Genomic DNA, 14,886 nt, shown 5'->3' on the forward strand with positions numbered 1-14,886 from the left:
GGTCAGCCGTCGCGGCAGAGGGGCTTGCCCCCGACCACACAGGCGATGTCGTCGAGTTGGCAGCTGAGCAGGGTGCCGTCCATGCCGAGCACGAGCACGAGGTCGCGCCTGGAGGGATGTGCCAGCATGACCCTGCCGACCACGCCATTGTCCAAGATCACGGTCGGGCGGCCTGCCGCGTTGTCCATGCCCTCGTGACTCCTCTCCGCTGCGGAACGAAAGCCGTTCCCCACCAGGATGCACAGGTGTGTGCCGCGAGCGCATCGGTCATCCGGCTGTATTTTCCGGTCCGGGGGTCGGGAAGGCCGTGGAAGACTGGTCTCAACAGGGGTTTTCTATGGGGAGATGACCTTGCGCACATGGCTTACCGAACGGTTCGGCCTGGCGGTGCCCGTGGTGGGGGCGCCGATGGCGGGGGTGGGCGCGGGCCGGTTGGCCGCCGCCGTCTCCGAGGCGGGCGCGCTCGGCATGATCGGGGTCGCCGCCGCGGCCACGGGTGAGTGGATCACCAAGGAGGCCGCCGTCGCGGGCGGCGGTCCGTACGGGATCGGGCTCATGGCCTGGGCGCTGGCCGGCAACCCGGCCCAGTTCGACGCCGTGCTCGAGCTCCGGCCCACGATCGTCTCCGTGAGCTTCGGGCCGTACGCGCGTTATGTGGAGGAGCTCCGGCAGGCGGGCATCACGGTCGTCACCCAGGCGGGCACGACCGACGAGGCCCGCGCCGCCGAGCAGGCCGGGGTGGACGCGGTCGTGGCGCGCGGGGCCGAGGCGGGCGGTCACGGGCGCGACGCGGTGGGCACGCTGCCGCTGCTGCAGAGCGTGCTCGACGCGGTGAGCGTCCCGGTGCTCGCGGCGGGCGGCATCTCGACCGCGCGCGGGCTCGCCGCCGTGCTGGCCGCCGGCGCCGCCGGGGCCTGGGTGGGGACGGCCTTCATGGGATGCGCGGAGACGGCCCTGTCGGAGACGGCCACCGAGCGCCTGCTGGCGGCCGAGGAGACGGGCACCGCGTACGGGCGGGTCTTCGACATCGCCCAGCGCCTGGACTGGCCGCCCGAGTTCGGCGGGCGGGCGCTGCGCAACGCGTTCTTCGACCGGTGGGCCGGGCGGGAGGACGAGCTGGCCGCGGACGACGACGCCCCGGCCCGGCAGGCGGCGGCGCGGGCCGAAGGCGACTTCGACACGGCCTGCATCTACGCGGGGCAGGCCGTGGGCATGGTGCGCGAGCGGCGCACGGTGGCCGACGTGGTCGCCGGCTTCGCCGCCGCCGAGGAGCTCCTGGCCCGCTTCTCCTGATCGGCGGGGCAGGGCAGAACCTGTTCTGTTCGGGCTGCCCGTCCGGCTTGAGGTTGCCTGCGTAATCTGCCCTATTACGTGCGGGACTGCCGAGTAGTATGGCGTTCGGAGTCGCACGCGTGGAAGGAGACGGGCCCCAGTGACCGAGCTAGAACGCGTTCCGCCCGGAGTGGACCCGACGGTTCCCAGCTCCGCCCGGGTGTACGACTATCTGCTCGGCGGCAAGGACCACGTCGCGGTCGACCGGGCAGTGGCGGAGAAACTCCTCGCGGTCGCCCCGGACACCCGTCTGGTCGCCAGGGCCAACCGCAGGTTCCAGGTCGAGGCCGTCCGCCATCTGGCGAAGCAGGGCCTGCGGCAGTTCATCGACCTGGGCACCGGCATCCCGACCTCGCCCAGCATCCACGAGACCGTCCGCTCGGTGAACCCGGCCTGCCGGGTGGTCTATGTGGACTACGACCCGGTGGTGCGGCTGCACGCGCAGGTGCTGCTCGCCGACTCGCCGGGTGTCGCCAGCATCCAGGCCGATCTGCGCCGCCCCGAAGACGTGCTCTCCGACCCCAGCGTCACCGGCCTGATCGACTTCGAGCAGCCGGTGTGCGTGCTGATGGTCGGGGTGCTCCACTACGTCATGGACGAGGAGGACCCCGGCGGCATCGTGGCCGCCTTCAGGAAGCGCATGGTGCCGGGCAGCTGTCTGGTGGCCACCCACGGGATGGCGGAAAGCGCCCCCGAGGCGATCGCCCAGCTCACGATGGCGACGGCCGGCACCCCCGCCCAGGCGCGGTTCCGGACGCGGGACGAGGTGCTGGAGTTGTTCGACGGGTTCGAGCTGATGGAGCCGGGCCTGGTGCCCGTCCAGGACTGGCACATCGGCGACGACGAGCCCCACATCCCCCTTCTGGACGGCCCCCCGCAGCTGCGCATCGACGGCGGGGTCGGCCTGCTCAGAGCTTGATCCCCTTGATGATCTTCGAGAGCTCGGGGACGAGGGGCGTGCTGGCCATCACGGTGACGACGACCCCCTTGCGCTCGACCCATCCCGCGTACCGGCCGTCGCCGAGCGCGCCGTCGCCCTCCTGGGTGAGCACCTGACGGCCGCCGATCTTCACGGTCTCGGTGTCGCCGGAGAACGTCCCCATGTCGAACGGCCCGTTCTTGAGCTGCGCCGGCTTGCTCGCCTTCGGCCAGCACACGACCCTGACCCAGAGTGAGCGCTGCTTGATGTCCGCGTTGGGGCGTTCGTCCCCCCACTGGTAGCCGTACTCGCTGATGCCGTCGTGCTTGCTGATGACGACCCCGCCGTACGTGAAGCCCTTCGGGATGTAGTTGACGCGGACCCCCTTGATGGCGGTGGCGCCCCTGGCCGGCTGGTCGACCTTGTCGTCGCCCGACCGCTTCACCTCCGCCTTCGTCGGGACGGGGCAGGCGGGGCGCTCCGCGGCCTGGGCGGGCAGGGCGATCAAGACCGCGGCGACGGGCAGCACGGACAGGGCGGCAAGCTGCTGAATCTTGTTCATGTGTGGGTTGGATGCGGTCGATGCGCGAAAGGTTCAGTACTCCTTCAGCGTGATGTCGTTCGCGAACTTGTCGGTCAGCTTCATCATCCAACCGAGCAGGAAGCCGTACTTGAACATCCAGTTCCGCATCCGGATCCCCTTCCTGGTGCGGGGGGCGAGGAAGGGGCCCGCGTTGCCGTTCTTGGCGACCTTGGCGTATCCGCGCATCTGCTCCTCGTACTGCGCGAAGGCCACGCGGTGATCGCCGCCGGCCCGCTTGAGCTCGCCCGCGAGCACGTACGCGCCGACCGCGGCCAGGCCCGTGCCGAAGCCGGCCAGGGTGTTGCCGTACGCGGCGTCGCCGAGCAGCACCACGCGGCCCTGGCTGTAGCGGTCGATGGTGACCTGGCTGAGGGAGTCGAGGTAGACGTCCGGGGAGCGGCGCACCGCCTCCATGAGCGCCGGGCCCTGCCAGCCCATGCCCGCGTAGGCGCGGGTCAGCAGGTCCTTCTGCTGCCGCATGTCGTACCGGTCGTAGTCGAGGCGCTCGGAGGCGAAGACGAAGAACGCGGGCGCCTTCGGCCCGCCGACGGCGGCCATCCTGCCGGGCTCGTTGTACATCTTCGCGACCGTGCCGAACTCCCCCTCGACGTCGACCAGGGCGTAGTAGTAGCCGAGGTGCTTCACGTAGTCGGCCTCGGGGCCGAAGGCGAGGCGGCGGACGTTGGAGTGGATGCCGTCCGCCCCCACCACCAGGTCGAACGTGCGGGGGGCGGAGCGTTCGAAGGTGACGTGCACGCCACCGGGGGTCTCGGTGAGCGAGGTGATCGAGTCGCCGAAGACGTACTCGCAGCTCGCGGCGGTGCGCTCGTAGAAGACCCCGGACAGGTCGCCGCGCTTGATCTCGATCTCGCCGCCGGTGAACTCGCCGGGAATGACCGTCAGCTTGTGGCCGTCCGCGTCGACGATCACCTGGTCGCTGCCGCCGGTCTGGAGTGCCTCGATGTCCTTGAGCACCCCCATGCGGGTCAGGACGGTGCGGTGGGTGTGGCCCTTGAAGTCGACGGCCTGGCCGCCGGGGCGCAGCGACGGGGCCTTCTCGACGACGGTGACGTTGAAGCCGTAGCGGGAGAGCAGGAGGGCGAGGGCGGGGCCGCCGATGCTGGCGCCGGAGATGAGGACGTTGGTGTTCTTCATGTCCGTCAGCTTCGCGAGCGCCGCTGACAGCGGGGCGACTACCGGCTGACAGCCGGGGCGGGCCCCGTCAGCGGCTGGGTCAGCGGCTGGGTCGGCGGCTGGGTCGGCGGCTGGGTCGGCGGCTGGGTCGGCGGTCCGGGCCCGGGGTCTCGATCAGGGTGGCGAGCGCGTCGTCCCTGCTCATCGATGCTCCCTTGGAGTACGCCGCCGCGAATCCCGCGGGCCCGAGGACCTCCGTGGCGGCGGCGGCGATCCTGGCGACGTCCCGATCCCCGGCCACGGCCATGCCGCGCAGCGCCACCCCCACACCCAGCAGCACCGCCGCCCGCTCCGCCGGTCCGCTGCCCGCCGCCGCGCCGTCCAGCTGCCGGCCCGCCGGGTCTTCCGTGGCGTCCAGCAGGCACTGGCCCGCCAGGCCTTCCACGGCGTCGGCGAGGTCGGTGGTCAGCGGCGAATTCAACGTCATGGCCAGCGCCTCCGCGTGCCGGCGCGCGGCCTCGGGGGCGTCGCCGGTCGCCTCGGCCAGGCGGCCGAGCGCCGTCAGCACGTGCGACCTGGCCCCGTGGGCCTGGAACAGGCCGATCTCGGAGGCGGCGAACGCGGCCTCCAGGTGGCGGGACGCCCCCGCCAGGTCACCCTCCAGGCGGGCCATCTCGCCCAGCCGCAGACCCACCCATGCCGTCTGTTCCGGCCGCCCGAGCCGGCGCGCCAGCTCCCCGGCCCGCTCGCAGTCGGCGCGGGCGGCCGGGGCGTCACCGGCCCGCCAGTGCGCCTCGGCGCGCCGGTGCAGCACGTCCACCAGCTCCTCCATCGCCCCGAGCTCTTCGAGCAGGCCGACCGCTTCCTGCCACAGCCCCATGGCGCGTCCCCACTCGCCGCGCCAGCTCGCGATCAGCCCGAGCCAGTCGAGCCCCTGTGTCTTGCCCCAGCGCTCACCCAAGGCGCCGAACTCCGCGACCATCGACTCCAGGCCCCGCTCCGCGCCGGCGACGCCGCCGCCGCTCAGCAGCTCCAGCAGTGCGCCGCTGAACCGTCCGAGCGCCTTGCTCCAGGGATCGGACCCGATCACGTGGACGGCGGCCGCCTCCCCGGGCGGGGGCGGCCCCGCGAGCATCCCCCACAGGGCCGGGCCGAACCGGGACCGCATCGGCCGGTCCAGCGAGCCGATGACCGTCCGGGCCTGCTTCCAGTGCGGGGAGTCGGCGCGGGGTACGGCGTGCAGCACCACCAGCACGTACTCCTCGGCCAGTTCGGGCCCTGTCGCGTCGAGGAGGCGCACGACATGCGGGGTCGCCTCCCCCCGCCGCCCGCTGAGCCACCAGTACATGGCCAGCGCCGACACCAGCCGCGCCGCCCCCGGCGGGTCGTGCTCGACGCCCCACCGCAGCGCCGCCTGCAGGTTCGCGTTGTCGGCCGAGAGCAGGGCCAGCCACCGGAGCTGCTCGGCGCTGTAGAGGTGCCCGTCGGCGCGGCGCGCGAACTCCAGGAACCAGGCGGCATGGGCCGCTCTCAGCCGGTCCTCCTCGCCCGCCTCCGCCAGCCGCTCCGCGCAGAACAGGCGGATGGTGTCGAGCATGTGATAGCGCTCGCCGTCGGTCTCGACCAGCGACTTGTCCACCAGATCGGCCAGCAGGTCGGCGCTGTCCGCGCCGCACACCCGTTCCACCGCCTCCAGGCTCGCACCCCCGGCGAACACGGAGAACTGCCTGGCCAGCGCCTGCTCCTCGGCGTCGAGCAGGCTCCAGCTCCACTCCACGATGGCGTGCAGCGTCTGGTGGCGCATGGGGGCGGTACGGTCGCCGCGCGACAGCAGCCTGAACCTGTCGTGCTCGGCCAGCCGGGTGGCGATCTCCTCCACGCCGAACGTGCGCATCCGGGCCGCCGCCAGCTCGATGGCCAGCGGCAGGCAGTCCAGCGCCGCGCAGATCCGCAGGACGGCGTCCAGGTTGCCGGGCCCGACCGCGAACTCCTGCCGCACCGCCGCCGCCCGTTCGGCGAACAGCGTGACGGCCGGGTCGGTGGGCAGGGGGGCCAGAGGGACCAGGTGCTCGCCGGTGATGCCCAGCGGCTCCCTGCTCGTCGCCATGATCATCAGGTCGGGGGCGGCGGCGAGGAGGCGGCGGGCCAGCGTGGCGACCTCGGCGAGCACGTGTTCGCAGTTGTCCAGGACGAGGAGGAGGTCCTGTTCGGCCAGCGCCGCCACCAGGCGTTCGGTGGGGTCGGGGAGCCCGTGCAGCGCCGACTCGCGCAACCCGAGCGCCGCCAGCACCGCCCCCGCCACCTGCCCGGTCCCGTCCACCAGCGACAGGTCCACGAAGCACGCCTCCCGGGCACGCCGCACCGCACCCCTGTCAGCGGCGGTCGTGCCCGGGGGTTGGAGGCGGGTGGTGGCTTCGATGGCCAGGCGGGTCTTGCCGATGCCGCCGGGGCCGACGAGCGTCACCAGGCGGACGCCGCTCAGGGCGGCCAGCCGCGCGAGCTCCTCCTCCCGCCCGACGAGCCGGTTCAGCTGGGCCGGCGGTGCGACCCGCCGGACCTGGTGCCGCTCGGCGCGCAGGATGTCCAGGTGCAGGGCCGCCAGCTCGGGTGAGGGGTCGGTGCCGAGCTCGTCGGCGAGCAGGCGGCGTGTCTCGTCGAAGACCGTCAGCGCCTCGGACGGCCGCCCCGCCGCCTCCAGCGCGCGCATCAGCAGCCCGCGTGGCCGCTCGCGCAGCGGATGCGCGGCCACCAGGTCCTGCAGCGCGGCCACCGGGCTGCCCTCGGGCAGGCCCAGCTCGGCCTCCATCAGGTCCTCCATGGCCGACACCCGCAGCTCCTCCAGCCGGAGCGCCTGCGGCCCCGCGAACGGCGCGTCCGCCACGTCCGCGAGCGCCGGCCCCCGCCACAGCTCCAGGGCCTCCCTCAGCGAGGAGGCGGCTCCCGGGAATCGACCGGCCGCCAGCAGCCTGCGCCCCTCGCGGGACAGCCGCTCGAACCGGTGCGCGTCCACGTCGTCCGGCGAGACCGCCAGCCGGTATCCCGCCCCGTGGAACTCGATCAGGCCGGCCGGCAGGCTCCGCCTGAGCCGGGAGATCTGCGCCTGGATGGCGTTGGCGGCCTCCGTGGGCGGCCGGTCGCCGTACTGGCCGTCGATGAGCCGTTCGACGCTCACCATCCGGCCGGCGTCGAGCAGCAGCAACGCGAGCAGGGCACGCGGGCGCGGACCGCCGATCGCCAGGGGCTCGCCACCGGGGGAGCGCACCTGGAGCGGGCCCAGGATGCCGAATTGCACGCCCCGATTGTCCCCCAACTGAGCAGTTGAAACGGAATTATCGGTATACCTACCGATGCGTATACGTATTTCCCAGTCGGGAGTGACCGTTTAGCGTCGCGGCATCAAGGCGCAACAGCACTGCTAGCTTCCACCCCCCAATCTCCCTGCAATCCCGCCGCCGAGGCGATCCCCGTGCGGCGCGCGGGCCGTCGTGCGCTCACGAAGCGCGCCGACCCCGAGGGAGATCTTCGAAAGGAGCAGCACAGCCGTGAAACGCAAAGCCTTACTCGCGGCGGTCGTCGGCGTGGCCACGGCCACGACCCTGGCGTTACAGACGCCGCCCGCGAACGCCGCCCCTCCGGGAGCCGCACCGCAGCAGCAGCAGACGGCGCGCGTGAGTGACCCCGCCTCGCTCGCCGCACAGGTGGCCGACAAGGCCGTCTCCAGCCAGCTCGACGAGCTCACCCGGGGCCCCGACGAGGCCTACAGCCGCGTGGCGGTCACCCCGGGCGCGGCCGACATGTTCTACGTGTCGTACGAGCGCACCTACAAGGGCCTGCCGATGGTCGGCGGCGACGCCGTCGTGGTCACCGACGCGGCGGGGAACGTCCGGGACACGGTCGCGGCGACGGGCCCGACCCCGGGCGACGTGCCGACCAGGGCCACGGTCAGCGCCGCCAAGGCCACCGAGGTCGCCAGGACCAAGCTCTCGCGCGTGGACGACACCGCGGCGCCCCGCCTGGTCGTCCTGGCCTGGGGCGAGAAGCCGAGGCTGGCCTGGGACGCCATGGTCAGCGGCATCTCCGACGGCAAGCCGAGCATCCAGCACGTGTTCGTGGACGCGCGTACCGGTGAGATCGCCGACTCGTACGACCTCGTACGCGCCGGCACCGGCAACGGCTACTACTACGGCCAGGTCACCATCGGGACGAGCGGCTCCGGCAGCTCGTACTCGATGACCGACACGTCCAGGCCCGGCATCCAGTGCGGCGGCCAGAACGGCAGCGCCTACACCGGCACCGACGACGCGTGGGGCAACGCCTCCGGCACCAACCTGGAGACCGCCTGCGTGGACGCGCTCTACAGCGTGCAGCGCGAGTGGGACATGCTGCGCGACTGGCTGGGCCGCAGCGGCATCAACGGCAGCGGTCGCGGCTTCCCCGCGCGGGTCGGGCTCGCCGACGTGAACGCCTACTGGAACGGCAGCTACACCAACTTCGGCCACAGCCAGGACAACGCCCGGCAGGCGACCCCCATCGACGTCGTGGCGCACGAGTTCGGGCACGCGATCTTCCAGACCACCCCGGGCGGCGCCGGATCGGGCAACGAGAACGGCGGCATCAACGAGGGCACCGGTGACATCTTCGGCGCGCTCACCGAGGCGTACGCCGCCAACCCGAACGACCCGGCCGACTACCTGGTCGGCGAGGAGGTCGACCTGGTCGGCGACGGGCCGATCCGGAACATGTACAACCCGAGCGCGCTCGGCGACCCGAACTGCTACTCCTCCTCGATCCCGAGCACCGAGGTGCACGCGGCGGCGGGCCCGCTGAACCACTGGTTCTACCTGCTGGCCGAGGGCAACAACCCCGGCGGCGGCAAGCCGTCCAGCCCGATCTGCTCCGGCGGCCCCTCGTCGGTCACCGGTGTCGGCATCCAGAACGCCGGCAAGATCTACATGGGCGCGCTGGCCCGCAAGACCTCGTCCTGGCGCTACACGAACATCCGCGCCGCCTCGGTCGCGGCCGCGATCGAGCTGTTCGGCGCCAACAGCGCCCAGTGCAACACCACCAAGGCGGCGTGGAGCGCGGTCAGCGTGGCGGCGGCCTCGGGCGAGCCCGCGTGCGGCACCTCGACCAGCGACTTCTCGATCTCGCTCAGCCCGACCTCCGGCAGCGCGGCTCCCGGCGGCTCGGCGACGGCCACGGTCGGCACGCAGACCACCTCCGGCAGCGCTCAGACCGTGACCCTGAGCGCGTCCGGGCTGCCCAGCGGCACCACGGCGAGCTTCAGCCCGTCGTCGGTGACCTCGGGCAACTCCTCGACGCTGACGCTCTCGGTCGGCTCGTCGACGGCGGCGGGCACGTACAACATCACCGTCACGGGAACCGGCTCGACGTCGCACACGGCGACGTACGCGCTCACCGTCAGCTCGAACCCGCCGACGCGTGACTTCTCGATCTCGCTCAGCCCGACGTCCGGCACGGTGCAGGCGGGCTCGGCGGCCACGTCCACGGTCAGCACGGCCACCACGGCGGGCACCGCGCAGACGGTGAACCTGTCGGCCAGCGGCCTGCCGACCGGCGCCACGGCCGCGTTCAACCCGGCCTCGGTGACCTCGGGCGGCTCGTCCACGCTGACGATCTCGACCGCGCCCACCACTCCGGCCGGCAGCTACACCGTCACGGTGACGGGCACCGGCGTGACGGGCACGCACACGGCGACGTACGCGCTGACCGTCCAGACCACCTCCGGCGGCCGGACGTTCACCAACGACACCAACTATCCGATCACCGACTTCAACAACACCCAGAGCTCGATCACCTCCACCGCGACGGGCACCGCGACCTCACCGGTCCGGATCTCGATCACGATCAGCCACACGTGCGCGGAGGACCTCGACATCTGGGTACGCGGGCCGAGCGGCACGTGGTACGCGGTCGACAGGTACGGCGGCACGACCTGCACGCAGTACGGCACCAGGACGTTCTCCGTCCCGGTGAGCCAGCAGGCGGCGGGCACCTGGGTGCTCGACATCGAGGACGTCTACGCCGGTGACACCGGCTTCATCGACTCCTGGAGCATCACCGTCTAGCTCTCCACGAGCCCCGGCCGGTCGTCCGGCCGGGGCTCCCGCACGTCCGCCCTCGTCCGCACGCCGAGCTTCTGCAGCACCCTGGCCACGTGGGTGTCCACCGTGCGGCGCGAAAGGAACAGCACCTCCGCGATCTCCCGGTTCGTCCGGCCGAGCGCGACCAGCCTGGCCACCTCGCTCTCCCGGGGTGACAGCACCCCGCTGCGGCCCCGCCGGCCCCTGCGCCGCGCCCCGGTCGGATCGATCTCGCGCAGCAGGTGGCGGCAGCGGGCCGCGTCGTGGGTGGCGCCGAGCGCCGCGTACCGCTCGCCCGCGTCGGCGACGAGGTCGGCGGCCCGCGCCCGGTCGCCGAACGCGAACCGCGCGACCGCTTCGGCCTCGGCCGCCCGCGCCGCGCCGTACGGCCGCGGCATCGCCTCATACGCGCTCCGGGCCCTGGCGTGGTGGCGGGCCGCCTCCTCCGCGTCCTGGGCCAGTGCCCCTCTGGCGGCGTCCAGCCCGGCCTCCGCGGACGGCGCGTTCCTGCCCTCGATCCCCGCCGCGAACTCCGCCACCAGATCCGCCGCCGCGCCCCGCCTGCCCGCCTTGAGCAGTGCGAGGACGGCGGCCGGCACGAGCTGGTCGCCCCACACCCACACGCCCTTGCGCCGGAGCCTGCCGACCGCCAGATCGGCCTCGCGCAGCGCCGACTCCGGGGAGTCGCGGGTCAGGTGCAGCTCCACCAGCCCGCCGGAGGCCGCCGCGGCGACGGGCAGGAAGCCCGAGTCCAGGTCGCGTACGCCGGCCGCCTCCAGGTGCTCGCCGGCCTCGTCCCACTCGCCCCTGGCCAGGGCCAGCATGCCGAGCGTCAGCCGGGCGTCCACCGCCAGCAGCGGCGCCTCGAAGGACATCTCGACGGCGGCGACGGCCCGCTCGCGCAGCCCCTTCCAGCGGCCGGTCAGCAGGTCGAGCCGGATCGACGACATCTCCAGCAGGAACTCCGGGTAGAGCGCGCCGGTCTCCTCGGCGATGCGCCTGCTCTGGTCCGCGAACCGCTCGGCCGCCGCGTAGTGTCCGAGCGCCACCGCGGCGTCGTACAGGTTGGAGTAGCCGCGTGCCACCTGGCGGCGCACGGCCGGGGCCGGGTCGTTGACCGGCAGCTCCCCGACCAGCTCGAAGGCGTCGGGCGCGCCGATCAGCATGGCGAAGGTGACCTTGTTGACCAGCACGGCGGCGGTCAGCTCGGGGTCGCGGTCGTCGAGGAGCTTCTCCGCCTGGACCATCCACTCCTGGTGCATGGAGAGCGGCTCGCCGCCCCACGCGGGCATCGCCAGCAGGGCCAGCCCGCGCGCGGCCAGGCTGGGGCTGTCGTGCAGGTCGGGGAGCGCGGCCAGGATCTCCTGGCGGCCGGCGGCGACCGCGCCCGCCTGGTTGGACAGGAGCACGCCCAGGTTGAGCCGGGCCTGGCCGCGTACCTGCGGGGACAGGAAGTCGTCCGACAGCAGGTGGCGCAGGATGCGTACGACGCGGCGGTGGGACAGGCCGATGGCGGCGACCCTGCTGAGCCTGAGCGCCAGCGGGCCGCGGGCGTCGTGGGGGAGCTTGGGGTCGGCGAGCAGCCCTTCGAGCACCTCGACGGCGAGCGGGATGTCGCCGAGCGCGGCGGCGTGGTCGGCGGCGGCGGCGCCGTGGCGCTGCCAGGCCGCGTAGTCGCCGGCGCGGCGGGCGTGGTGGGCGAGCTGGACGAGGGGCGGCAGGTCGAGCCCGGACAGCGCGGTCATGGCCCGGTGGTGGATCTGGCGGCGCTCGGGGCCGGGGATCGTGTCGTAGACGGCCTGCTGGGCGAGGGTGTGGCGGAAGCCGTACTGGCCGTCCTTGTGCTCGAGCAGCACGCCGGCCTCCAGCGCCTGGCCCAGCCCGGGTTCGGACGGGGTGGGCGCGGAGACGGCGGCGATCAGGGTCTCGTCGGCGGGCAGCCCCAGGACGGCGGCGGCGCGCACGACGCGCAGCGCGGCCGGTGACAGCCCGGCGAGCCGTTCGGCCATCGCCTCGCGCAGCAGCAGCGGCACGGCCATGCGGTCGAGCGCGTCCGGCTCGGGTAAGCGGCCCTCGTCGTCGAGCAGCGAGCGCACCACCTCCTCGATCACGAACGGCACGCCCGCGGTGCGTTCGTGCAGCCGGGCGGCGAACTCGGGGGTCGGCGCCGACCGGCCGAGCAGCGCGCCGGTGAGGCTGCGCACGCCCTCGACGTCGAGCGGGGTCAGCGAGATCACCTCGCCGCGCACCCCGGGAGTCCGCCGGTACGCGTGCCCGAACGGCAGCCCCGGCACCGGCAGCTCCTCCCGCCGGAACGTCACCACCAGCGCCAGCCCGTCGGGCGGCTGGTCGGTGAGGAAGCGCAGCAGATCACGGGTGCCGTCGTCGGCCCAGTGCAGGTCCTCCACGACCAGGACGACGGGACCGGCCGCGGCCAGCAGCGCGTGGACGGCCCGGAACAGCCGGTGCCGCTCGGCCCGCGGGTCGTCGAACGCCGGCGGCGAGGGGGCGGGCGGGAGGTGGCCGGCCAGCTCGGGCAGGTGGCCGCGCAGGACGCCGGTGAGCGGGCTGAGCCGGTCCTGGGGCGGGAGCGCCGGGGCGACGTCCCGGAGCGCGTCGAGCACCGGGCCGTACGGGAGCGGCTCGCGGATCTGGTGGCAGTGGCCGAGCAGCACGGTTCGCCCGCTTTGACGCATGGGGTCGATGGCCGCTCTGACGAGCCTGGTCTTGCCGATGCCCGCCTCGCCCTGCACCTGGATGACGGAGGGGGGCTCCGCGATGGCGCCGGTGAGCAGCCGCAACTGGGTGTCGCGCCCGACCAATGCGGGAGAAGCCGCGCTTGCCATCGGGGTCTCCGTAACAGTGCAGGTTTACTCCCTTTGTCGGAATCCGTTATCCACTACGTGGGACCCTTGGTCAACCCTCCTTCCCGCCGTAGAGGGTTGCCGTCCCTTTGGGGAGAGGGAGAGCCGAGGGGGTTGCCGTCCCTTGGAGGAGGGACAGTCGTGAAGGTTGCCGTCTCTTGGGGGAGGGACAGCCGTGGGGGTCGCCGTGCCTTCGGGGAGGGCGCTGTCCTTGGCGGAGGGCCGTTGGGGAGAGCAGGCGAGCGCCCGCCCCGCGGTGCTCGGTCGTGGATCGCGGGGCGGGCGCTCGTTCGGGGGCCGCGGGCGGGAGCGCGTCCGCCCGCGACGGCGGAGGGTCAGGAGCTCGCGACGGCGGGAGCCCGTGACGGTGGGAAGGGTCAGGAGCAGGTGGCGCCGGCGGGCTGGGCGGCCGCGCCGTTGGCGGTGAAGCCGACGGCGACCGACGCGCCGGGGGCGAGGTTCTTGGCGTAGTCGGGGCCCTTGGCGGTCCACGTGGTGCCCGACTGGGTCACGACCGCGTTCCAGCCGTTGACCAGCGTCACCCCCGACGGGAACGTCCAGGTGACGGCCCAGTTGTTGATCGTGCCGGTGCCGGTGTTCTTCACCGTCAGCTCGCCCTGGAAGCCGCCCTGCCAGGAGCCCGTCTGCTTGTACGTCACCGTGCACTGCCCGGGAGGGTTGGGCGTGGGCGTGTCGGAGGGCTGCCCGGTGCCGCCGGTCGGCGGGATCAGGTACGGCTGGAGGATGGCCTGCTTGGCCTGGTTGACGGTGGTCCAGTCGTCGTTGAGGATGCCCCCGGTGTCACCGGAGTTCGGGTTCCACGACCAGTAGGTGAACGACATCCCGTTCACCCCGGTCCCCGTGTACTTCAGGAGCTCCTGCAGCCAGATCTTGTCCACGTTCGCGGCCAGGGTGGTGCCGAACTCGCCGATCATGATCGGCGCGATGTTCTGCTTGTAGAGGTAACCCCAGTACTTGTCCCAGATGGCCGGCAGGTTGGCGGGGTAGTCGGGGGCGTCGAACCAGGTCTGGTGGTAGACCGAGGTCGCGTAGTCGTGGGGCGAGTAGACCAGGCGGTTGGCCACGTTGAGCCGTACCGGGTACTGGCCCGCCTTCGACAGGTTGCCGCCCCACCAGCCGCAGTCCTCGTCGTTGGTGGGATCGCCGTCCCACACGTTGGACAGGCCGCCGCTCGGACAGCTCACGCCCTCCACGAAGATCAGCCAGTTGGGGTTGACCGAAAGGACCGCGTTGCCGGCCCGCTCGGCGGCCAGCCGCCAGTCGCGGGCCTGGTCGCCGCAGCCCCAGCAGGAGCCGGTCGCGTTGGGGTTGGTGCCCTCGGCGTGCGGCTCGTTGTGCAGGTCGGCGCCGATGACGGTGGGGTTGTTCGCGTAGTGCTGGGCCAGCGCCTTCCAGTCGTTGATCCAGGTGCTCTCCGGCGTGGCGGCGACGTACCAGAGCGCGGACTGGCCCGCGGCGGTCGGGCGGTGGCGGTCGAGGATGATCCGCATGCCCTTGCCGCCCGCGTACGCGATGATCTTGTCCAGGATCTGCAGCGGCGACAGGCCGATCAGGTCGGGGTTGACGTAGTCGTTGATACCGGTGGCCGTGGCGCCGGACTTGAGCGCGTCGTTGGAGTACGGCACGCGGATGGTGTTGTAGCCCAGCGCGGCCATCTTGTCGATGTGGCCCTTCCAGGGAGTGCTCGACCACAGGCCGTGGAAGGTCCGGTTGTCGGTCTCCATGCCGAACCAGTTCAGGCCGGTCAGGCGCACGGTCGCGCCCGTGCTGTCAACGATCTTGTTGCCGCTGGTGTGCAGGTAGCCGGTGCCCGTGCCGGCGGCCGCGCCTGCCGGGGCGGCGGTGGTCACCGCGACAGCGACTGCCGCTCCGGCCACCAGCGTGGCCAGGGCGGCCGTCATCGCCTTGGACAAGTGCATGGGGGTGCCT

Annotated in this window: 9 protein-coding genes; 3 read left to right on the forward strand and 6 right to left on the reverse strand. The window is 72.9% G+C overall.

The features are described from left to right. Positions 1 to 2 precede the first annotated feature (2 nt). Entirely contained in the window at positions 3 to 188 is a 186-nt protein-coding gene (locus tag AB0J87_RS46970) for a hypothetical protein (RefSeq protein ID WP_345000866.1), read from the reverse strand. Between the two features lie 163 nt (positions 189 to 351). On the opposite strand from AB0J87_RS46970, the gene AB0J87_RS46975 reads away from it, so the two are divergent. Further along, positions 352 to 1,293 (forward strand): nitronate monooxygenase, encoded by a 942-nt coding sequence (locus tag AB0J87_RS46975; protein WP_350723542.1) that lies wholly within the window; start codon positions 352 to 354, stop codon positions 1,291 to 1,293. Positions 1,294 to 1,432: 139 nt separating this feature from the next. Next, a complete protein-coding gene (locus tag AB0J87_RS46980; protein ID WP_363978007.1) occupies positions 1,433 to 2,251 on the forward strand; it encodes an SAM-dependent methyltransferase in 819 nt (272 codons plus the stop codon). On the opposite strand, the gene AB0J87_RS46985 is transcribed toward AB0J87_RS46980, so the two are convergent. From AB0J87_RS46985 to AB0J87_RS46995, 3 genes are all read right to left on the reverse strand, one after another. Next, a complete protein-coding gene (locus tag AB0J87_RS46985; protein WP_363978010.1) occupies positions 2,241 to 2,813 on the reverse strand; it encodes a hypothetical protein in 573 nt (190 codons plus the stop codon). The two genes, AB0J87_RS46980 and AB0J87_RS46985, sit on opposite strands and share 11 nt — an antisense overlap. Before the next feature lie 33 nt (positions 2,814 to 2,846). After that, positions 2,847 to 3,989 carry an FAD-dependent monooxygenase gene (locus AB0J87_RS46990; protein WP_363978012.1) on the reverse strand — a complete coding sequence of 381 codons (1,143 nt, stop codon included), beginning with the start codon at positions 3,987 to 3,989 and terminating at the stop codon, positions 2,847 to 2,849. Between the two features lie 79 nt (positions 3,990 to 4,068). Beyond that, positions 4,069 to 7,260 carry a BTAD domain-containing putative transcriptional regulator gene (locus AB0J87_RS46995; protein ID WP_363978015.1) on the reverse strand — a complete coding sequence of 1,064 codons (3,192 nt, stop codon included), beginning with the start codon at positions 7,258 to 7,260 and terminating at the stop codon, positions 4,069 to 4,071. Between the two features lie 250 nt (positions 7,261 to 7,510). Here AB0J87_RS46995 and AB0J87_RS47000 point away from each other — a divergent pair, with 250 nt between their 5' ends. Further along, a complete protein-coding gene (locus tag AB0J87_RS47000; RefSeq protein WP_363978018.1) occupies positions 7,511 to 10,057 on the forward strand; it encodes a M4 family metallopeptidase in 2,547 nt (848 codons plus the stop codon). On the opposite strand, the gene AB0J87_RS47005 is transcribed toward AB0J87_RS47000, so the two are convergent. Continuing rightward, positions 10,054 to 12,918, reverse strand: coding sequence for an AAA family ATPase (locus tag AB0J87_RS47005; RefSeq protein ID WP_363978021.1), 2,865 nt, complete (start codon positions 12,916 to 12,918; stop codon positions 10,054 to 10,056). The two genes, AB0J87_RS47000 and AB0J87_RS47005, sit on opposite strands and share 4 nt — an antisense overlap. Positions 12,919 to 13,313: 395 nt before the next feature. Then, a complete protein-coding gene (locus AB0J87_RS47010; protein ID WP_363978024.1) occupies positions 13,314 to 14,876 on the reverse strand; it encodes a cellulase family glycosylhydrolase in 1,563 nt (520 codons plus the stop codon). Between the last annotated feature and the right edge of the window lie 10 nt (positions 14,877 to 14,886).

It is taken from the genome of Nonomuraea sp. NPDC049625 (assembly GCF_040675285.1).
GTDB lineage: Bacteria > Actinomycetota > Actinomycetes > Streptosporangiales > Streptosporangiaceae > Nonomuraea > Nonomuraea angiospora_A.